The 19995-nt window shown below is 68.2% G+C and carries 18 protein-coding genes and 1 pseudogene; 12 read left to right on the top strand and 7 right to left on the bottom strand.

What is annotated here, in order from left to right; translation table 11 throughout:
* Positions 1–44 precede the first annotated feature (44 nt).
* Positions 45–812, bottom strand: coding sequence for a transposase (locus PV734_RS39315; protein ID WP_319294210.1), 768 nt, complete (start codon positions 810–812; stop codon positions 45–47).
* Between the two features lie 76 nt (positions 813–888).
* On the opposite strand from PV734_RS39315, the gene PV734_RS39310 reads away from it, so the two are divergent.
* Positions 889–1371 carry a hypothetical protein gene (locus tag PV734_RS39310; RefSeq protein ID WP_319294208.1) on the top strand — a complete coding sequence of 161 codons (483 nt, stop codon included), beginning with the start codon at positions 889–891 and terminating at the stop codon, positions 1369–1371.
* A gap of 188 nt (positions 1372–1559) precedes the next feature.
* Here the strand turns inward: PV734_RS39310 and PV734_RS39305 are convergent, their stop codons facing one another.
* The 3 genes from PV734_RS39305 to PV734_RS39295 all read right to left on the bottom strand — a co-directional run bounded on the left by PV734_RS39305 (position 1560) and on the right by PV734_RS39295 (position 5184).
* Positions 1560–1925, bottom strand: coding sequence for a hypothetical protein (locus PV734_RS39305; RefSeq protein WP_319294206.1), 366 nt, complete (start codon positions 1923–1925; stop codon positions 1560–1562).
* Between the two features lie 15 nt (positions 1926–1940).
* Positions 1941–2399 (bottom strand): restriction endonuclease fold toxin-2 domain-containing protein, encoded by a 459-nt coding sequence (locus tag PV734_RS39300; RefSeq protein WP_319294204.1) that lies wholly within the window; start codon positions 2397–2399, stop codon positions 1941–1943.
* Positions 2400–3000: 601 nt separating this feature from the next.
* Complete coding sequence (locus PV734_RS39295; protein WP_319294202.1) at positions 3001–5184, bottom strand: polymorphic toxin-type HINT domain-containing protein; 2184 nt, start codon at positions 5182–5184, stop codon at positions 3001–3003.
* Here PV734_RS39295 and PV734_RS39290 point away from each other — a divergent pair.
* Positions 5165–8311 carry a LamG-like jellyroll fold domain-containing protein gene (locus tag PV734_RS39290; protein WP_319294200.1) on the top strand — a complete coding sequence of 1049 codons (3147 nt, stop codon included), beginning with the start codon at positions 5165–5167 and terminating at the stop codon, positions 8309–8311. The two genes, PV734_RS39295 and PV734_RS39290, sit on opposite strands and share 20 nt — an antisense overlap.
* Positions 8312–8496: 185 nt before the next feature.
* Here PV734_RS39290 and PV734_RS39285 read toward each other — a convergent pair whose 3' ends face one another.
* On the bottom strand, positions 8497–10080 hold the full coding sequence (locus PV734_RS39285) for a FadD3 family acyl-CoA ligase (protein WP_319294198.1): 1584 nt from the start codon (positions 10078–10080) through the stop codon (positions 8497–8499).
* 108 nt (positions 10081–10188) lie between these two features.
* Between PV734_RS39285 and PV734_RS39280 the strand changes: the two genes are divergently transcribed.
* From PV734_RS39280 to PV734_RS39250, 7 genes are all read left to right on the top strand, one after another.
* Complete coding sequence (locus PV734_RS39280; protein WP_319294196.1) at positions 10189–11385, top strand: lipid-transfer protein; 1197 nt, start codon at positions 10189–10191, stop codon at positions 11383–11385.
* A gap of 3 nt (positions 11386–11388) precedes the next feature.
* Positions 11389–11805, top strand: a complete 417-nt coding sequence (locus PV734_RS39275; protein WP_319095347.1) for an OB-fold domain-containing protein — start codon at positions 11389–11391, stop codon at positions 11803–11805.
* Positions 11802–12572, top strand: coding sequence for an enoyl-CoA hydratase/isomerase family protein (locus PV734_RS39270; RefSeq protein WP_319095348.1), 771 nt, complete (start codon positions 11802–11804; stop codon positions 12570–12572). Before PV734_RS39275 ends, PV734_RS39270 begins: the two co-directional genes overlap by 4 nt.
* 125 nt (positions 12573–12697) lie before the next feature.
* On the top strand, positions 12698–13657 hold the full coding sequence (locus tag PV734_RS39265) for an alpha/beta hydrolase (protein WP_319294280.1): 960 nt from the start codon (positions 12698–12700) through the stop codon (positions 13655–13657).
* A 193-nt stretch (positions 13658–13850) separates the two neighbouring features.
* The gene (locus PV734_RS39260) at positions 13851–14237 is read left to right on the top strand and encodes a sortase-dependent protein (protein ID WP_319095500.1); all 387 of its coding nucleotides are present in this window, start codon (positions 13851–13853) and stop codon (positions 14235–14237) included.
* On the top strand, positions 14234–14884 hold the full coding sequence (locus tag PV734_RS39255; RefSeq protein WP_319294194.1) for a class F sortase: 651 nt from the start codon (positions 14234–14236) through the stop codon (positions 14882–14884). Before PV734_RS39260 ends, PV734_RS39255 begins: the two co-directional genes overlap by 4 nt.
* A 122-nt stretch (positions 14885–15006) precedes the next feature.
* Positions 15007–15504, top strand: coding sequence for an RNA polymerase sigma factor (locus PV734_RS39250; protein WP_319294192.1), 498 nt, complete (start codon positions 15007–15009; stop codon positions 15502–15504).
* A gap of 123 nt (positions 15505–15627) precedes the next feature.
* Here PV734_RS39250 and PV734_RS39245 read toward each other — a convergent pair whose 3' ends face one another.
* Positions 15628–16479 carry a hypothetical protein gene (locus PV734_RS39245; protein WP_319095351.1) on the bottom strand — a complete coding sequence of 284 codons (852 nt, stop codon included), beginning with the start codon at positions 16477–16479 and terminating at the stop codon, positions 15628–15630.
* Here PV734_RS39245 and PV734_RS39240 point away from each other — a divergent pair.
* Positions 16457–16636 carry a hypothetical protein gene (locus PV734_RS39240; protein WP_319095352.1) on the top strand — a complete coding sequence of 60 codons (180 nt, stop codon included), beginning with the start codon at positions 16457–16459 and terminating at the stop codon, positions 16634–16636. The two genes, PV734_RS39245 and PV734_RS39240, sit on opposite strands and share 23 nt — an antisense overlap.
* Here PV734_RS39240 and PV734_RS39235 read toward each other — a convergent pair.
* Positions 16626–18257: pseudogene (locus PV734_RS39235) on the bottom strand (IS200/IS605 family accessory protein TnpB-related protein). The gene PV734_RS39240 and the pseudogene PV734_RS39235 overlap by 11 nt on opposite strands.
* Before the next feature lie 62 nt (positions 18258–18319).
* On the opposite strand from PV734_RS39235, the gene PV734_RS39230 reads away from it, so the two are divergent.
* Both PV734_RS39230 and PV734_RS39225 read left to right on the top strand, forming a co-directional pair.
* The gene (locus PV734_RS39230) at positions 18320–18880 is read left to right on the top strand and encodes a carbohydrate ABC transporter permease (protein WP_319294190.1); all 561 of its coding nucleotides are present in this window, start codon (positions 18320–18322) and stop codon (positions 18878–18880) included.
* Between the two features lie 48 nt (positions 18881–18928).
* Positions 18929–19951 carry a helix-turn-helix domain-containing protein gene (locus PV734_RS39225; protein ID WP_319294188.1) on the top strand — a complete coding sequence of 341 codons (1023 nt, stop codon included), beginning with the start codon at positions 18929–18931 and terminating at the stop codon, positions 19949–19951.
* The last annotated feature ends 44 nt before the right edge of the window (positions 19952–19995 follow it).

The following is a 19995-nucleotide window of genomic DNA, read 5'->3' as shown; positions in this document are numbered from 1 at the left end:
TTGTCGCAACCCAGGCGTGGGTGGTCGGCATGCGGGCTGCTCGGCTACCCGCCGAAGGTGAGGTTGTGCAGTCGGGCGATGCCGAGCATGGCGTGGTGCACACCGTCGCCTTTGAGGCGGCAGTCACGGAGGATCTTCCAGCCCTTCATCCGGGCGAAAGTGTGCTCGACGCGGGCGCGGACCTGTTTGTGGGAGCGGTTGTGCTTCTCCTTCCAGGCCGGGAGTTCCTGGCCCTTACGGCGGCGGTGCGGAATGATCAGACCGGTGCCCTGGTAGCCGCCGTCGGCGATAGTCGTTGTGGTGCCGACGGCAGCCTTGGCCCCGGACTCCTCCCAGCCGCGGGAGTCGTGCCGGTTTCCCGGCAAGGGCCGACCGACCACGACGACCCGCCGGGTGTCAGCGTCGATGACGACCTGGTGGTCAGTGGAATAGCGGTAGTTTTTCGACTGCTCGGCCACCGAGTGGTCGCGGGTGGGCACGAGGGTGCCGTCGACGATGAGCACGGTGTCCTTGCGGAACTGCTTCCGCTGCTGGAGCGCCAGCATCGGACCAATGTGGTCGATGATCCGGTCAGCGGCCGACTTGGAGATCCCGAACAACAGGGCGAGCTGTCGCATCGTCAAGTTCGTGCGCCAGTACGCCGTCACCAGCAGGACACGGTCCTCCAGCGGCAGGCTCCAGGGCCGGCCGCGCTGCTGATCCGAGGCTTGCTCGCGTCGCACCGAGGCAACCAACTTCCCGAAGCAGCGCGAGCTCAGCCCGGTGAAGGACTCTATCCAGGACGGCACCGACGCCGTGATCACACCAGCCACAACATGATCGTTTCACTCGGAGAAGGGCAACCAACACCCCGTACCTTCTCGGCCTGAGCCGGTCCAGAATGCCGCCATGGCCGACGAAGAGCACAAGAAGCCAACTGCACGCTCCTTCCTGTCATGCGCCACCGAGGTGGCGCGGCTGATGGATCTTGGGAACGCGGCCGACGTGCCGGAAGCACGCCGCGCACGGCACCTGGCCCATGCGGTGCGCAAGCCACTGCTCGAACGCACCCACCTGCCCGAAGAGTTCTTCGCCCCATTGCTGGCCGCTGCCGTCTACGACCCGGACCCCAGCTTCTGTCGCTGGTTCGTCGAACCAGCGGTCTACGCCTTCGGGCGGCGCCGAGTCATGACCGCACTGCTCGACTATCTACGGACCGGCACGGAGGCGGAGCAGGCAGGCGCCAAGCGGGCCTGGTACTGCGCCCATGTGCCGCTCCGCACCGACCGGTCCCCTGCCTACGCACCCGGCGGAAGTCGCGATCCCGCCATGGATGAGTCCCACGATGTAATGGCCGAGTGGCGGGAAACCGTTCGGCGATCAGCCATGTGACTGGGACACCGCGAAATCTGAGCCGACCCCGATGCCATGGGCTGTTGGTCACCCTGACCAGTTACGGGACAAAGTCTTACTGCCGTCAAACACCGCAGCAGCCCCACCGGAAAAACTCCGGTGGGGCCGCTCGCTTTTACCCAGGGTCAGCGGAACCTACGGAAACGGTCGCACCCTTTTGAGTGAGATCATTCATCAGCGGCAATCGCTACTACGTCCCTCAGACTCATGCCCGGCTCAATAGTTCCACTGAAGCTGTAACTGTCGTCGCAGAAGAACAGCTCAACATCCGTCGGCACGAGGCCCCTGAACCAGAGCGCAAAACTTGCCGCCAGTTCGAGAGGCGAGTCAAGGTAAATGCAAGTTCCGTCCACGTGAGAGTAGCCCTCAAGTTCCTGGCCACCCTCCGAAACAGTCCAAACGACGTCCCTTGACTCCTGCGATCCCTGCCGCTCTCGAATCACAGCGGAAGGCCAGTCTCGTTCCAATGCCGCGAGCAGGTCCGTCCGTCGAACGCCACGACTCTCATCTTCGAAGATGGCCAGATACGTCACTGACCTGCCCCTTTCCTACGGATCCACGACAATGGAGCCGGGGATGCCGTGCTGCTGCATGAGATCCGTGAAGTATGGTACGGCACCGGTCTCATTGGTGATGACCCGAAGCCCCACGAGCGGATTTCCGGGGTCGTTGATCACCGCTGCATATCGTGAGAACTCATCATTTATCTTGCTGTCAATTTTCGCCTGGATGAAGTCAGGGACCTTTCCGCCCGGCACGAACGGGCTACACCCAGCGTTGCCAACGTACTTAGCGTCCAAGAGCTCAGAGGTATTGACGTCAAGGCCATCCGCCCAGACCTGCGTACCTCCACCCGTGGCATGGTATTCCGTCGAACCAACCACTCGAACCTGATACGCCTGGTTCGCGCCGCTGCCCTTCGGCGCCCCCGTTTTCAGCGACAGGGCATATGAAGTAGGACACCCCGTTTTGGTGTTGTGGACCAAGATCGGGACGTCGCCCGCCACAGCATAGTGCGTGTGAAAGCGGGCCGATCCCTACCTGGGATTTTGCAGGTCGGCGCGTAAATGCCCGTCCGCTGAGGTCCGTTGGAGTGCTTCGCTCCGCCGCCCGCCGTTGTCGGATGAAGGGAATCGGAAGGCTGACACAACCGATTCAGACGGATATATCAGCGTCACTATCATCGGCCGATGGTCGAACTCCCAGACACGCGATCACCTTTTCGAAGGCAGGTGTCAAGAATAGCTGGAAATAGTATCCACCAAGAGGGCGATTATCCACGTATCCGATAGCAAGCTCCAACTCCTGGCAAGCCTCTAGGTCGGCTACTGCTTCAGCGAGTCCGATCGATGGCTGTCCAGTTCGAGCAATATTTCGCATTCGACGCGAATAGATAGACGTAAGCTGTCGAGTCGATGTTGACTCGTCCCAGACTTTGAATACAGCGCCGCTAGCCAAAGCAGACCTACACAACCGGAAGACTTCTCTGTCGTCTGCCAGCAGATCAACCAGTCGCATCCGCTCCACGGTACTTACCTCCAGGTCGCACCCTTGCTGGAGCCAGGGCGCTTGGCCCCGACCCCAGCAGGAAGACTCCACGTGCTGGACCTACCCACCCGGGCGGGTCCACGGCCCTCTTCCTATGCTGATCTCAGCACCCTCTATTGTGCCAAGCAGCGCGTGCTCCATCTCCTCGTAGGTCTCAAGATCCGTATCGTGGATTTGGAAGTCCACGCCATCAGGGATGCTCGACCGTGGAATCCTGAGCACAAGTCCATGCTCTACGCCAAATTCTTCGGCCGCATCGAGAGCAACGTCCTCATAATCATGAGTCCACGAAGTGAACTCGCTTTGAATATTTCCTCCTGCATGGAGCTCCGGATCAGAATGACCCCCCTTCGGCACGGCACGACCCTGAAGGGCATCCTGATATTTGGGGTGCTCCTCTCGTGCTCCCTTTGGGAGTCCGCGATAGAGGTACTCCCCCGTCACATCGCACGTACTGCTGTTGTGAACCGAGATCGGGAAGCCACCCGCCACAACATAGTACGTATGCAGTTGTTGAACAGTGAGGTTCCAGCGGTTTGCCGTACCAGGTGTGAGCCGGGTAGCGACGACGAAGGCGTGGCCGTCGCTGGCGGTATTGAGTGCCTCGCCAGCATGGAGTTTGCCAGCCGCGACCCAGGCATGCTTGGTGTCGTCCCAGAACGGATGCTTGGCGGTCGTGTGGAGGGTGGCCGTGTGGCCGTCCTCGGTGCGGATGGTGAGGTCGAGCAGGTCGTGGTCGTGGTTGATCCACACGTGCTGGACGGTGCGGACGCCCTGATGCTTGCCCGTCTTCGGGTTGGCGGCCTCGACCTTGTCGCCGGTCTTGATCTTGCCGATCGGTTTGGTTCTGCCGTTGTCCATCAGGACAGGGGTGTCAGGGGAGAAACTGCAGCGGCTGGGGGACTTCGCGCCGCCGCTGGAAGTTGCGGATGACGGCTTGTCCGGTTCAGACACGGCGGCGTTGGCCCGTTTGGCCAGATCCTCCGGGTCAGAATCCTTGGCCGCAGCAGCCCTGGCGGCTGCGGCATCCTGATCGGCCTTCGCGGCCGCCCCGGCCTCGGCGGCCAACTCGTCGGCGTATTCCTCGGTTGCGCTGGCTGCTCCTAGGCCTAGCCCGATGATGCGGCTGCCGAGGAGCAGACTCCCCCCAGCGTCCGCGTCCGCAGCCCCGAGAACGACGCTGGAAGCGCACTCCACGATGCCGGTTTCGACGCACAGACTGATCCCACTAGCCGCGACCCCCGCCACGCCGACCGCCACAATGGCCATCATGACCTTGCCGTTGCCGTAGTTCTCACACCGGTTCGTGCCGAAGTCGGCAGGCTGGCAGGGGACTTCACCGAGGCTGGGCGTGGGGGTCTGGGTCGAGGCAGGCGCACTGCCCATAGGAGGCGTGGGGGTGGTTGACGGCGCGGGCGAAGCGCTGCTGTTACCGCTGGAGGTGTCGGTGGCCGCCCCCCTCGAAGAGGACGGAGTCGACGACCCTCCGCTGCCCCCTCCGTTCATGTCGGGCAACATGGTCCCGGTGGGGTCGCTGCCGCTTGCCGGGTTGTCTCCGGCGTACGTATAGCCGCCCATCTGGTTCGGGTCGCCGGCCTCGAAGAACGGGTCGACGGTAAGGAAGCGGCCCTGGGCGGGGTCATAGTTCCGGGCACCCAGAAGGCCGAGGCCCGAGGTGGCGTCGGTGGGTTGGCCCAGGTAGCCGTGGTTCTCGTCCGGGGAGACCCATGAAGTCGGTTTGGCGCCCCGGGAGTTGCCGTAAGGGTCGTACGAGCGGCGGGTGACCGCCATGGTGCCGGCGTCTATGGCGGTGGTGGCGGTGCCCTGGGCGTTGGCGACCTGGTAGGTGACGGTTCCGCTGCTGGAGCGAGTGATGGTGGTGCCGTCCGGGCCGTGGTAGTAGCGCAGGCCGGTCCAGGTCTTGGCCGAGACGTTCAGGGTGATCTGTTCGGTGCCGCCGAAGAGATAGAGGACGCGTGTCTTGTCGGTGCCGTCGACGCCGCTGGTCTGCTCCAGCAGGTTGCCGGCGGCGTCGTAGAGGTACTTGCTGGTGTTGGTGTGGGTGCCGTCGGGTGTGTTGACGGTGGCGGTGCGGCCCTCGGTGTCATAGGTGAGGGTCTGGCGGGTGCCGGCGAGGACCGAGGTTCCGGTGGTGGGGGCGGTGTAGACCTGACCGCTGTGGCCGCAGTCGTAGATGATCTGCTTCGCGCCGTTCGGGGTCTGATTGCTGCTCGGGTCGGCCACGGCGGACTTCACAGTCTCCGAACAGGCCCAGAAGTTCGCCGACCAGGGCAGCACCACCTGGTTCATCGGCCTGTACGGAGACGAGGCGATCTCCAGCAGCAACGAGAACTACCTGCGGATGTCCAGCGCCCTCAAACTGACCACGACCTTCGACATCCCGCCCGACGTACCCACCGACCGCAAAACCACTCCGCCGGCCACAGGAGCCGACGGCGACTGCGTCACCAGCGGCGACGGCTGGATCGGGGCTACCACCTCCGGCTCGGCCGGAAGCAACGTCCACCTTCACTCCAAGGTCACGGCCAACGTCTCGGGTGAACTGGTGGACGCTTACTACCACATATGGGATCGCACCGTCCTGGACAGCTCCGGCAATGCCGTCACCATGTCCAACCATGACAGCGGCAACCTCGCATCCGGCACAGACGCCGACACGCCCATCGGATTCACGCTCAAGGACGGGCACGAATACGGCTGGCACGTCTACGCCATGGACAACTCGACAGCCCATCTGGTGTCCGCCGCCAGCCCTTCCTGCTGGTTCAAGACCGACTTCACTCCGCCAGACACCCCCGACATCGCCACCAACTCCACCTTCCCGCCCGTCGGCAGCGGTCCCGCACAGGACCATGCGGGACCCAACACGAGGGCTGCCTTCACGGTCACCGCGAGCGACGGCACCCCGGACGACACATGCAGTCCGAACCCCTGCCTGTCCAGCGGCGTCGACCAGCTCCGGTGGCAGTTGGACAGCCAGCCCACAGCCACCACCGGCAAACCAGTGCCCATCACGAGCACGGACAGCCAAGGCGTGGCCACCGGCACCCTCAGCGTCCCGGTCATGAACTGGGGCGTGCACACCCTGTACGTCGCCGCCCAGGACAAGGCCGGCAACCTCTCCCAGACTCCGGCCGCCTACACCTTCGCAGCTCCCTGGAACCCCACCACGGAGATCCAGCCGGGAGACATCACCGGCGACGGCACGCCGGATCTGCTGGCCACCACCAGCACCGGCGATCTCGAACTGATGCCAGGCAACACCGACGCGGCCCAGCCTGTTGAGCCCGCTCAGACCGGTCCGACAAGCGGTACAACCCCGGCTGCCATCACCAGTCCGGTGATCGTCTCCACCTCTGCCGACTCGCCCGACGGAACCGACTGGAACAACTACCTCGTCGCTCACCGAGGCAATTTGCACGGCGCGGACGTCGACGACCTGTTCGCCTACAACCGTAGGACGTCCCAGTTGTACGTCGTCCCGAACGACCTCGATCCCAAGAACGACACCGCCGCCCAACTCACTCCCTGGTCCGCATTCCCCGGCTTCATCGGCAAGCGCGCCGGCGACACGGTGACCAAGGACCCGTGCCAGCCGACCGTTCCTGACAGCCGCTGCGCGGGCGCCGGATACAACCCGGCCACGCCCTGGAACATCACGCAACTCGTCGCACCCGGCAACGTCTACGGGAACCGGCAGGGCCACCCCGCCGTCATCACCGCGGAGAACGGCAAGCTGTGGATCTACCAGGCCGACAACGGCAAACATCTCACCGACCCGATCCTGCTCGGCGACGGCGACTGGTCGGGGATGACTCTGATCGGTGCCGGAACCACCGGCGGCTCCGGCACACCCGATCAGAACGTGAATTGCACGGTCAACGGCGGAACCCCGACTCTGTGGGCCCGCGACAACAACTCCGGCACGCTGTACACCTACTCGATCAAGGTGGACCCAGCCACCTGCCTGCCCCCGCTGCTGCACCCCCCGACGCGCACCACGCTGACATCGTCACTGACGGCCACCGGCGGCGGATCGCTCTGCCTGGCTGACCCGTCCGCCAGCGTCACCGACGGCACCACCATGATCCTCTGGAACTGCAACGGCCATGCCGAACAGGAATTCACCCTGCGCAGCGACAGCACCGTGAGGGTGCTCGGCAAATGCCTCTCGGCAGAGGGAGGCGGCACGACCACCGGCACACAGGCAGTCATCGACACCTGCGACGGATCCGCCCCCGAGAAGTGGTCGACCGGCACCAATGGTCGGCTCGTCAACACCAACTCCGGCCTCTGCCTCGCCGATCCCTCCGCCAGCACCACTCCGGGCACCCAGCAGATCCTGTGGACATGCGGATCCGCCGGACAGAACTGGAACGCAGGCAGCGCCGGCGCCCTGCCTGCCGCAAACGCCCAGACCAACCTCGCGCCTTTGCTGCCCGCCCACACCTACCCCGGTATCGCCTCGCCCGGGGACGTCAACAGCGCCGCCGGCGGCGCCGACGGCAACCCCGACCTGTACACCGTGGACACCAGCGGACAGCTGACCGAATACGTCGGCGACGCCCCAGACGGTACGACTGCGAAATTCGTGTCCGCCCCCGTCTCGCTCGGGACCGTCACCAACACCGCCACCCACTCGTGGAACCTCTCCGACGGCACCGGCACCACCGCAGCAGATCCGACCGGCAATCTCCCGGCCGCGCTGCACGGCGCGAGCAGTTGGTCCACCGACGCCACCCGGGGCAGCACCCTCAACCTCGCCGGAGCCACCGGCTACGCGGACACCAGCGGGCCGGCGGTCGACACGTCCGGGAGCTTCACGGTCTCCGCCTGGGTGAAGCTGAACTCCCTCAGCATCAACTCCACCGTCATCTCCCAGTCCGACGCCCCCGCCGTCGGCGCCGCCAACGGTCTCCAGCTCTACTACTCCTCGGGCGACCAGGTCTGGGCCTTCGGCCGCCACAACGAGGACACCACTACATCCGCCTTCACCGCCGCCTACGGCACCAAGGCGACTCTCGGCCACTGGACCCACCTCGTCGGTGTCTACGACGCAGGCGCCGCCCGCCTCAGCCTCTACGTCGACGGCAAGCTGTCCGCGGCCAAACCCTTTACCGCAACGCCATGGAGCGCCACCGGCGGCCTCCAGATCGGAAGAAGCCTCGCCCAGGGCTCCTACGGCCAGTACGCAAACGCCCGGATCAGCGACATCCACATCTACGACACCGCCCTGCCCCCGGCCGACGCCTCAGCCCCCGGCGACAACCTCACAGTCACCGGGCTCGGCTGTGAGGAGGAGCAATCGTCAATTCCTGTGGATCGGTGCTATCGCCTGGTCATGGGCTGAGGCGTTCGTGGAGCATCTGCCAGGTTCCGGCGTTGTTGACGAGCACGTTTGTGCCGCGGCCATAGACGGCCTCGGGAGCGATCAGCCGGATGAGCTGGGTGATGTCGTTACTGTTGGTCGCCTTCTCATGCCTGCACAGCCCCCGGGTCACCGACTACGTCGACGTCCGATGACCTGGGACACCCTCAACCCCCCGCCCGCAACTCCCCCTTGACCACCTTCCCGCCCGCGTTCCGGGGCAGGCCGCCCACGAACTCCACCGCCCTCGGCACCTTGTAGTTGGCCATCTCCCGGCGAGCCCAGGCGATCAGGTCGTCGCCCGTCAGGCTCACCCCCGGGCGCCGCACCACGTACGCCTTTCCGACCTCGCCCAGTCGTGCGTCCGGTACGCCGATCACCGCCACGTCGGCCACGTCCGGGTGGAGTCCGAGTTGCTGCTCGATCTCCGCCGGGTAGGCGTTGAAGCCGCCGACGATGAACATGTCCTTGAGGCGGTCGGTGATCCGCAGGTTGCCGTCGGCGTCCAGTACGCCGACGTCTCCTGTCCTCAACCAGCCGTCCCCCGTGATGACTTGGGCCGTGCTCTCCGCGTCCTCGAAGTACCCGCGCATGACGTTGAAGCCGCGCACCAGCACCTCGCCGGGCTCACCCACCGGCGCCTCGACCCGGACCTCCGTCCCCGGGATCGCCTGCCCCGAGGTCGACGCGATCACCGGTGACGCGTCGCCCCGGCGGCACATCGTGACGATGCCGCTCGCCTCGGACAGGCCGTACGCCGTCAGGACGGTGGCCACGCCCAGTTCCGTGCGCAACCGTTCCACCAGCCGCAACGGGACCACCGCCGCCCCCGTCACCACCAGCCGCAGCGTCGACAGGTCGTACGCGTCCCGGGACGGGTGGTCCAGGACGGACTGCAGCAGCGTCGGCGGGCCGGGCAGGACCGACACCCGCTCCGCCGCCACGTTCGCCAGCACCGTGTCGACGTTGAACACCGGCTGCGGGATGACGGTCGCGCCGCGCATCAGGCACGCCAACACCCCGGCCTTGTAGCCGAACGTGTGGAAGAAGGGGTTCACGACGAGATAGCGGTCCCCCTCCCGCAGTCCCGCCAACTCGCTCCAGATCTCGTACGCGCGCAGCGACTGCGCGTGCGTGATCACGGCCCCCTTCGGCCGGCCCGTCGTACCGGAGGTGAAGACGATGTCCGAGGGGTCGGAGCCCTCCACCGCGTCGGCCCGCGCCCGGACCACCGCCGCGTCCACGCCGTCCCCGGCCGCCAGGAAGTCCTTCCAGGTACGGAACTCGGCCGGCGCGTCCTCTCCCAGCACCACCACGTCCCTCAGCTCCGGGAGCCCCGGGAGCGGTCCCTCGCCGTCCCCCTGCCCCGCCGCCCTCCGCAGGGAGGCCACGTACGACGTGCCCAGGAACGTTCCCGTCACGAACAGCGACCTCGCCCGGCTGCGCGCCAGTACGTACGCCGCCTCCGAGCCCTTGAAGCGCGTGTTCAGCGGTACGAGCACCGCGCCCGCCGAGACCGCGCCCAGCGCGGACACCATCCAGTCGAGGGAGTTGGGCGCCCAGATGGCCACCCGGTCCCCGGCCGCCACCCCGCTCGCGACGCAGGCCGCCGCCGCACGCTCCACCCGCGCGCCCAACTCCGTGTACGAGACGCGGGTACGGCCGTCCACGACCGCCTCGGTGTCGCCGTATCGCTCCGCCGCCGCCCGGACCAGCCTCGGAATGCTGCCCCACTCCACGTCACCGCGCACCGCGAGCCTCCCCACAACACCTCACCGCACAAGAGCTGACTGACCGTCAGATTAGCTGTAACCTGACGCCCTGTCAGCAGCCGGGCACGCGTGCGGAGGTGTGCAGTCATGGCAGTGGTCGCACCAGTTACGGCCGGGGTCAGGGGCGTCACCGGCATCGCCGGAATCAAGGACGCCACCGCCATAGCCGGCATCGGACAGACTCCCTTCGCCAAACAACTCCCTGCGGACGAGCGGACGTTGGCGTGCCGGGCGATCCTGGCCGCGCTCGACGACGCGGGCATCGCGCCCACCGAGGTCGACGCCCTCGCCTCCTACACGATGGAGGAGACCGACGAGGTCGAGGTCGCCAAGGCGCTCGGTCTCGGTGACCTCACCTTCTTCTCCAAGGTCGGCTACGGCGGCGGCGGTTCCTGCGCCACCGTCGCCCATCTCGCCGCCGCGATAGCCACCGGGCAGGCCACGGTCGGCGTCGCCTGGCGGTCACGGAAGCGGGGTTCCGGACCCCGGCCGTGGCGGAACACCAGCGCCCAACTCCCCACCCCCGCGCAGTGGACGCGCCCCTTCGGGCTGCTCCGTCCCTCCGACGAGATCGCGATGCTCACGCGCCGCCACATGCACGAGTACGGCACGACCCGCGACCACCTCTTCAACGTCGCCCTCGCCTGCCGCAACCGGGCGAACCAGAACCCGGCCGCGATCATGTACGACCGTCCGCTCACCCGCGAGATGTACATGACCTCCCGCTGGATCAGCGAGCCACTCTGCCTCTTCGACAACTGCCTGGAGACGGACGGGGCGTTGGCCTGTGTCGTCGTGTCGGCGGAGCGGGCGCGCGACTGCCGCCGGGCCCCCGTCTACATCCACTCGGCCGCCCAGGGCCTGCCCGCCCAGCACCACGGGATGGTCAACTACTGGAACGACGACCCGCTGACCGGCCCGGCCTGGACAGCCGCCCGACACCTCTGGAAACACGCCGACTTCACCCCGGACGACGTCCATGTGGCCCAGATCTACGACGCGTTCACCGCGCTCATCCCCCTCTCCCTGGAGGGCTACGGCTTCTGCGGACGCGGCGAGGGCGGCGCCTTCACCGAGGGGGGCGCCCTGGAGAGCGGCGGCCGGCTGCCGATCAACACCGGCGGGGGCGGTCTCAGCGAGGCCTACGTCCATGGCTTCAACCTCATCACCGAGGGCGTACGGCAACTGCGCGGCACCAGCACCGCCCAGGTCCCGGGCGCCTCCACCTGCCTGGTCACCGCCGGTGAGGGTGTGCCCACCTCCGCCCTTCTGCTGAGGAGTTGAGAGATGCTGACCCCTGTAGTCGACGAAGACGGCGCCCCCTTCTGGGAGCACGCGGCCCGGGGCGAACTCCGCGTCCAGACCTGCGCGGACTGCGACGAACCCCGCTTCCCGCCCCGCCCGTGCTGCCCGCACTGCCAGTCCTTCGCGAGCGAGTGGCGCCAGGTCAGCGGACGTGGACGCGTGTGGTCGTACGTCGTCCCGCATCCCCCGCTCCTCCCGGACTACGCCGAGCTGGCCCCGTACAACGTGATCGTCGTCGAGCTGGCGGACGCACCGCGCATCCGGCTGGTCGGCAACCTGGTCACCGGCCCCGACGCTCCCCTCGACTCCCTTGCCCCCGACCGGATTCGCATCGGCGCGCGGGTGCAGGTCGTCTTCTCCTCGACCGGGCTTCCGCAGTGGATCCTGGAGCGCCCGTGAGCCTCGGTATCGCGACCGACAAGGAGACCGGGGTCGCCGTCGTCACCCTCGACCGGCCCGAGCGGCTCAACGCCCTCGACCTCGCCACCGCCGACGAACTGGCGTCCACCTGGCGGGAGTTGCGCTTCGACGACACCGTACGGGCCGTCGTGCTCACGGGGGCCGGGACGCGCGCCTTCTGTACCGGCCTCGACCGGACCGCGACCGTTCCCCAGCCCGACTCGCCCTACATGGTGGACGATCCGCTGGAGAGGATCGGCCCTAAGGCGAACGATCTCTGGAAGCCGGTGATCGCCGCCGTGAACGGTATGGCGTGCGGCGGCGCCTTCTATCTCCTCGCGGAGTCGGAGTTCCTCGTCGCCGACCCGAGCGCGACCTTCTTCGACCCGCACACCACGTACGGCATGGTCAGCGCGTACGAGGCGATGGGCATGGCGCAGCGGATGCCGTACGGGGAGATCGCGCGCATGGCGCTGATGGGGACGGCGGAGCGGGTGTCGGCGGCGCGGGCGTACGAGATCGGGTTGGTGAGTGAAGTCAGCGCGCCCGGTGGGTCGTTGGCGGCTGCCGTGGAGCGGGCCCGGGTCATCGCGTCGTATCCGCCTCAGGGGGTGCAGGGCACGGTGCGCGCGGTGTGGGCGGCGAAGGAGGCGGCCCGCGCGCACGCCCTCGCGTTCGCCCCGCACCTCGTCAGGCTCGGCAACCTCCCGGGCGACCGGCAGGCGGAGCTGTTCGCGGCCAGAACCCCGGATTTCCGATTGCGATAGCAACGCATATTCTTCGCATCATGGATGAGCACCGCACAGTGGATGAGCATCGCGCAGGGGTCGAGACCGGGGCGGAGGTCGAGGTCGGGGCGCGGGCCGAGAACCGTCCGGTCGTCGCGCATCGCATGGTGGAGGTGAACGGCGTCCGGCTGCACATCGCGGAGGCGGGCGAGGGGCCGCTCGTCGTGCTGCTGCACGGCTTCCCCGAGTCCTGGCACTCCTGGCGCCACCAGTTGGGCCCGCTGGCCGCCGCCGGTTTCCGGGCCGTCGCCCCCGACCAGCGCGGCTACGGCGAGAGTGAGCGCCCCGAGGACGTGTCCTCGTACAGCATCCTGCACCTGGTCGGCGACGTGGTCGGGCTGATCCGGGCGCTCGGCGAGGAGACGGCGTACGTCGTCGGCCACGACTGGGGCGCGCCGGTGGCCTGGCACACCGCGCTGCTGCGGCCGGATGTCGTGCGCGGGGTGGCGGGACTGAGCGTGCCGCCGCCGTTCCGGGGCGAGCACCGGCCCCTGGGCGTGATGGACGCGATGTTCGGCGGCCGTTTCTACTGGAACCACATCAACCGCTCCGAGGAGGTCGACGCCGAGCTGGCCCGCGACCCGCGCACCACCCTGCGCCGGATGCTGTACGCCTTCTCCGGCGACAACCCCGAGTCGGGCACGGGAAAGCAGCCGCTGATCGAGCCCGGCCAGGGATGGCTGGACACGACGCCCGACCCGGAGAAGCTCCCGGACTGGCTCACGGAGGCGGACCTCGACTCCCTCACCGAGAGCTTCGCGGGCAGCTTCACCGGCGCCCTCAACTGGTACCGCAACATCGACCGCAACTGGGAGCTGACGTCCGCCTGGCACGGGGCGGTGGTCAGTCCGCCCGCGCTGTACGTGTACGGCGACCGGGACCTGGTGCCGGCGTTTCCGGGCACGCCGCAACTCATCGAGCAGCTGCCGGAGTTGATGCCGAACCTGCGGCGGGCTCCGATCCTGCTGGAGGGCTGCGGCCACTGGACGCAGCAGGAACGGCCGAACGAGGTGAACGCGGCACTGATCCCGTTCCTGACCGATTTGCGGGACTCCGGCAACTGAACAGCCGTATTCCGCAACGGAGTTACCCCCTCTTCCCCCCACCCCAACGACTTTGCCATTCCTTTACAACCGACTCCTGCGCCGACTCGTCTCTCCGCGTGTTCCGTCACCCAGCCGCCCGGCCGGCCCGACCACCGGGCCGGGCCACTTTCCGGGCGGACCGACGAAAGAGAGCGATTCCATGCGCCGTACCGTGCGCCGTACCGTCCTCAGCGCCGTGGCACTCGCGGCCACCGCCGTACTGGCGGGCACCGCACCCGCGTTCGCCGACGGGACCAGCCCGACCGCGACCCCCTCCACCGCGCCGACCGAGGCCTCCCCCGCTCCGAGCACCGCGCCGACCCTGGCCCCGACCGACGCGGCCAGCCCGGTGCCCAGTGAGGCCCCCGACACTGGCGCCAGCACCGCCCCGTCCCAGGTCGCCGAGGTTCCGAACGGCGCGCCCAACACCGGTGTGACGCAGACGTCTTCGGACTCCGGAACGCCGGGGGCACTGATCGGCGGAGGCGCTGCCGCCGCGTTCGCCGTGGCCGGCGCCGCGGTGATCGTCGTACGCCGTCGGCGGGCGACCGGCGCGTGACCGTGCTCTCCAGGCGCGCGTTCGGTTTGGGGGCCACGGCCGCCGCGGCCTCGCTGCTCGTGGGCTGTTCGTCCGGCGCCGGGGGCGTACGGACGACGGGGACCGCGAGTCCGGACGCCGTCTCGTCGCAGTCGACCGCCGACAAGCACACCGCCGCGCAGTCCGCCAAGTCCGGCCGGGCAGTGGGCCGTTCGGCTCCTGTCCGGCTCAGTGTCCCCGCCATCGGGGTCGACACCCCGGTCATGCGGCTGGGGCTGGCGTCCGACGGCACGGTGCAGGTCCCTCCGATCAGCGACCACGACCAGGCCGGCTGGTACGAGCACTCACCGACACCCGGCCAGACCGGTCCGTCGGTGATCCTCGGCCATGTCACGGTCGGCGCGTACGGGGACGGCGTCTTCCACGGCCTCTCGCGGCTGCGCCGGGGCGAGAAGATCGTGGCGCGTCTGGAGAACGGCACGGAGACGGAGTTCACGGTCACCTCCGTACGGACGGTGGCCAAGGCGAACTTCCCGACGAACGACGTCTACGGGAACGTGAACCGGCCCGAGCTGCGGCTCATCACGTGCGGTGGCCCCCGGGACGAGGACGGCTACCTCGACAACGTGATCGTCTTCGCCGCGCTGACGTCGTCCACGAAACCGTGAGCACACTGGAACACCTGGAACCCCTGGAACACAAAGAACGGCGGGCCGCCGGAACGTACGCCGTCGGCCCGCCGTCCTCCCCCACGAGTGCCACGACGGTGGCAACTGGCCCATGGAGAGCGTTGAAACGGTCCCGCGAGAAAGCGGCGGCAGCTTCCGAGCTGTTCGCCGCCCTCTACCCGCGCCTGGCCGGCTGGTGCCGCCGTCTCGTCGACGACGACGAGACGGCCCACGAGATCGCCTCGGAGGCGTTCACGCGTCTGTGGGCCCGCTGGACGACCGTGGAGGAGCCGCGCGGCTTCCTCTATGTGACGGCGGCGAACATCGTGCGGGACCACTGGCGCAAAATGGAGCGCGAGCGAAAGGCCATGCGGCACGCGACCACGGAGGCGGCACTGCGCATCCACGCGGAGCCGTCGGACCCGTCCGTACGGCTCCTCGTCCAGTCGTTGCCGGAACGACTGCGGGTGCCGATCCTCCTCCACTACTACGCTGACATGCCCATCCGGGAAGTGTCCGCGCTGACCGGACGCAAGGAAGGAACCATCAAGGCCGACCTCCACGCGGCCCGTGAACAACTCCGTGCCCACCTGAGGAAAAGTCTTGACCACACGCTTTGACGACGCCGAAGACCCGGAATTCGACCCCACCGGCGCGGACCACGACCCCGACGACCCGCTCCTGATCCTCCTCGGGCCCGCGTCGGCGTCCGCCCCCGCCTACCTGGGCGCTCCCCCGGGCCGCTACGAGGAGATCCGCCGTACCGCGACCCGCCGCCGCCGGACCCGCGCCGCCGCCGGAGTGGGCGCGGCCTGCGCCATCGCCGCCCTCGTCGTCCTCCCCCTCAACCTGACGACGGGCTCCGAGTCCCCCCGCTCCCCCACGGTCCCCATGGCCCCGCCCGTCTCGACAATCCCGGCGTCACCGGCTCCCTCACCGGCACCGTCCCGGCCGATGTCCCCCTCTCCGGCCTCCGCCACGCCCTCCGAGGTGCCCTCCAGCGAGCCCACCGAGGGGCCCCACAGCAACACCGGGGCGTCCCTCGCCCCGCCCGACCAGACGCCCGTACCGACCCCGGCGGCCTCCACGGGCGCGTCCACGCAGGCGGAGTCGCCCGCGACGGACAGCGGCGCGAGCCCCGCGCCGAAGGACAGCATCACCGCGGCCCAGGACAGCACGACCGCGCCGTAGAGCACAACGGGGCACTCCAACTCGTGGACGTCGCCGGGTGAGATGAGCGGCGGGTGGACGGTCCAATGCTCCAGGTCGTCGGAGATGGCCAGGGCGACACAGCCGCCGACCTCGACGGGGAGGGAGGCGTCACTGGCACAGACGACCATGACCCAGCCGCCCGGACCGTCCGCGTCGCCCGTCTCATACGTGCTGTCGTCGTCGCGTACGACGAACGGGTCGCGCCAGCCCATGTGTTCACCGGTGCGGTACCAGCGCGGATCCGCCTCGACGACCGGCCCGGTGCCGTGGCGCCGCCAGCCCGTGCCGTCCGTGCGGTCGGAGTACGCCAGCCCGACCGACTGGAGCGGCCAGCCGTCCGGGGTGAGGCCGGAGACACCGGTGACGGGCGGCCTGTTCGTCAACTCGATGGCGGCGTACGGGCTTTCACGGCTGAAGTGGCGAGGCCGGGACGCCGTCTTCACCCTCGTCCTCCTGCTGATGCTGGTCCCGTTCGAGTCGGTGGCGGTCCCGCTCTTCTACATGTTCAACGACCAGCGCAACACCGTTCCTAGGGACTGAGCGGGAGTGAGTCCTGTTGCCAGGTCTCGTGCTCGGCCGAACGCCCCGGACGGTGTTGGGCGTTCTGGTTGCCCGCGTTCGCTCCGTGTCCGGGCGGCACGGATCGTGTCCGTGGTCCGGGAATGCGGGGGCGGGGTTCCTCACGCCCAGGAACACGCCGATCGGCCTGGACGGTCCGATGCCCCATCACATCACTCCGGTGTGGTGGGGGCGGTGCCGTCCGTCGCCGGATCGGGTGTTGCTGGGCGCGCCTTCCGATCGCCACGGCGGCAGCATCATGGCGAGTCGTCGTACGGGTCGTACTGGTCAGAGGTTTCTGCCAGTGCTGGGCTCCCCAGTGGCTGGTGTAGGCGGGGTCGACGGCGATGACCGCGATGCCCGTCTGGTCGGCCATCGAGGACAGTCGGGCGCGGAGTTTGCCGGTGGGCATGCCGGAGATCAGCTGCCTGAAGCGTTTCCTGCGGCCGTGTTTCTCCCGGGTCTTCTCGGTGGTGAAGTCGAGGTCCTCCACCGCGATCGCCTTCACGCCACAGGTTCTGGCCCAGTGCAGGAGGCGGGTGAGGGCGTGGCGGACCTGGGCGTCGCGGTGTTCGGCGGTGCCGGTGAGGTCGTAGGGGAAGTGGCGTGGGCTGCCGGTGGGGTTGCCGTGGGTGTCGAGGTGCCAGGCGGCGAGGTGGTCGGCGTTCATGTCGACGCCGATCACCCCGTGGGCGAGCGCGGCCTCGATGGGGAGGGTGGGGGTGGGTGGGATCTGCCAGGACGCGGTCACATACCAGCGGTCCCGGGCGGTGTCGTAGTGGATGCGGTAGGCGACCGCCCGATTGGCCGCGACGCGGTCCGCCCACTCACCGCCCCGGTGCGCGAACCGCACCGTGCAGGCCAGGACGTACCGTCCGTGCGGGGCGTTCGCCAGATACGCCAGCGGGGCGGGGAGTTTGATGCTCACCTCACCGTCCGGGCTGATCCGGATGGTCTCGTTGCCGTGGCGCTTGCCGGACTCCCCGTCCGCCTGGCAGAACCAGCGTTCCGCCTCCCACCGCCCCCGCCACACCGACTCCGTCAGCCTGGCCGCCTCCAGATGATGCCGGGTACGCGCCAGCCGCTTGCCGCCCCGCACCACGTGCACGAGAGCGGCCTCACGATCCGCCCGCGCGACCGTCAGCCGGTCCTCAAGCACCCGCAGGCGCCGCGACTTGGCATGCCACTCCCGCCGGGACCGGTACCCGCCGGGCGCCTTCTTCGTCCCCTTCTGCCCGAGCGGCTGGGACAGGCGGTCCTCGACGGTGCGGATGCCCGCTTCGAGGTGGTGGAGGTGCGCGAGCTGGCCACGCCGGGCCAGCGCCCACTGATCATGCGTGGCCTTGGTGATGCTGCCCGCCCAGCGCGACGACGACAACGGTGTCAGCTCCCGCTTACGCACCGCCCACGCCTCACCAGAATGCGACAGACCGTCCCGGCAACGCGCCTTGAGATCCTTCGAGGCCAGCGACCCCAGATGCGCCCCCACCAGACGCAGCACCTTCTCATCATCCGTGGTCAGGTGCTTGAGACGGGTCCGGATGGCCACACCGGACGGGCCGGACACGACGAACGGCGCCGCGACAGTCCGCAGCTCACCCACCCCTGTCACCCCATCCCCGGCCCCACCCGAAAACCTGTCGCCATGAGAAACGAGCATCACCCATGAAGGTCACGCATTCGACAGGAGAACACCAGTTCCCGCCAGGAACGACCCCACGGCCGAGACGCACGACACAACACGGCCCAGCAACACTCACTCCCGCTCACCAGAACGCACTTGAGCGAACTCCAACGGCAGCAGTTCCAACCCTCTACATCCTGGCGCTCCCGTTCGTCGCCAACGCCTTCTCGGTCTACCAGTTCCACACCTTCTTCCGCACGATCCCACCGAGCATCGAGGAGGCCGCCCGCATCGACGGGGCGGGCCCATGGCGCACGTTCTTCGCGATCATCGTCCCCATGAGCAAGCCGGCCTTCGCCTCGGTCGCGATCCTGACGTTCCTCACCCAGTGGGGCTCCTTCCTCTGGCCGGTCCTGATGGTGTCCGACCCCTCGGTGCGCCCCCTTCCCCTGGAGATGAGCGTCTTCCAGGCCCAACTCCCCCCGGACTGGGGCCAGACGCTCGCCTTCGGCGTCCTCCTGGTCCTGCCGGTACTGATCGTCTTCGCCTTCTTCCAGCGCTGGTTCGTCCAAGGCGTCGCCAGTTCGGCGGTCAAGGGCTGAAAATGGCCACTGAAATGGCCAACGGGGCCGGGATCGGTGGGGACGGGAATGATCGGGACGGTGTTCCGCAGCGAGGACGTGCCCGCGGCGGACAGGTTCGACCACTGGCGGGAGCTGATCGCCCGGACCCGCTCCAACGATTTCATCAGCATCCACTCAGCCGATTTCTGGGGCGAGACAAGCCTGTTGGAGCTGGGCCCGGCGACCGTGATGCACACGTCGTTCCTGCCGACGCGATTCCGCCGCAGCACGAGAATGGTGCGCCAGGACGACCGCGAGCTGTACCACCTGACGTTGATGCTCGACGGCGGCATGGGCCTCGACCACGCCGACCGGACCACCATGTTCGACCCACGTGACCTGCACCTGGCCGACAGCTCCCGCCCCTACGACTTCCGGCCGGCGGACGACCGGGAACGCCGGGTCGTCCGAGGAGTGGGCCTGGACATCCCCAAGGCACTGCTGCCCCTCCCGCCGCACCGCGTACGGGAGTTGCTGAACCGGCGCCTTTCGGGCCAGGAGGGAATCGGCGCTCTGCTGGCCGACTTCCTCACGGGACTGGACCTCCAGGCCGACACCCTCCAGCCCTCCGACGCGCCCCGCCTGGGCAAGGTCGTACTGGACCTCACATCGGCCTGGCTCGCACAACTCCTGGACGCGGAGGCCGCGTTGCCACCGGAGACCCGTCAACAGGCGCTGATGGAACGCGTCCAGGCGTTCATCCGGCAGAACCTGCACGACCCCGGCCTGACCCCGCCGGTGATAGCCGCCGCCCACAACATCTCGGTCAGCTATCTGCACCGCGTCTTCCAGCAGCGGACGCGCGGGGAACCGGTCGCCGCCTGGATCCGCCGCCAACGCCTGGAGAACGCCCACCGCGACCTGGCGAACCCCGCACTGCGCCACACGCCGGTCCACACGATCGCCGCCCGCTGGGGCTACCCGCGCCCCTCCGACTTCACCCGAGCCTTCAGAGCCGCCTACGGGACATCCCCCACGGAGCACCGGCAACAGGCGCCGACGGAGGTCCTCCGCGCCCCAAGCACCCCCCGCGTCCCCCGCGTCCCCTAAATCCCGTTACCCACTTATTGCCCGTGGGATCTTCATGAACGTCG

This window comes from Streptomyces sp. AK08-02 (assembly GCF_033795085.1).
In the GTDB taxonomy this organism is placed as follows: domain Bacteria; phylum Actinomycetota; class Actinomycetes; order Streptomycetales; family Streptomycetaceae; genus Streptomyces; species Streptomyces echiniscabiei.
This window is presented reverse-complemented; position numbering and strand designations above follow the sequence as displayed.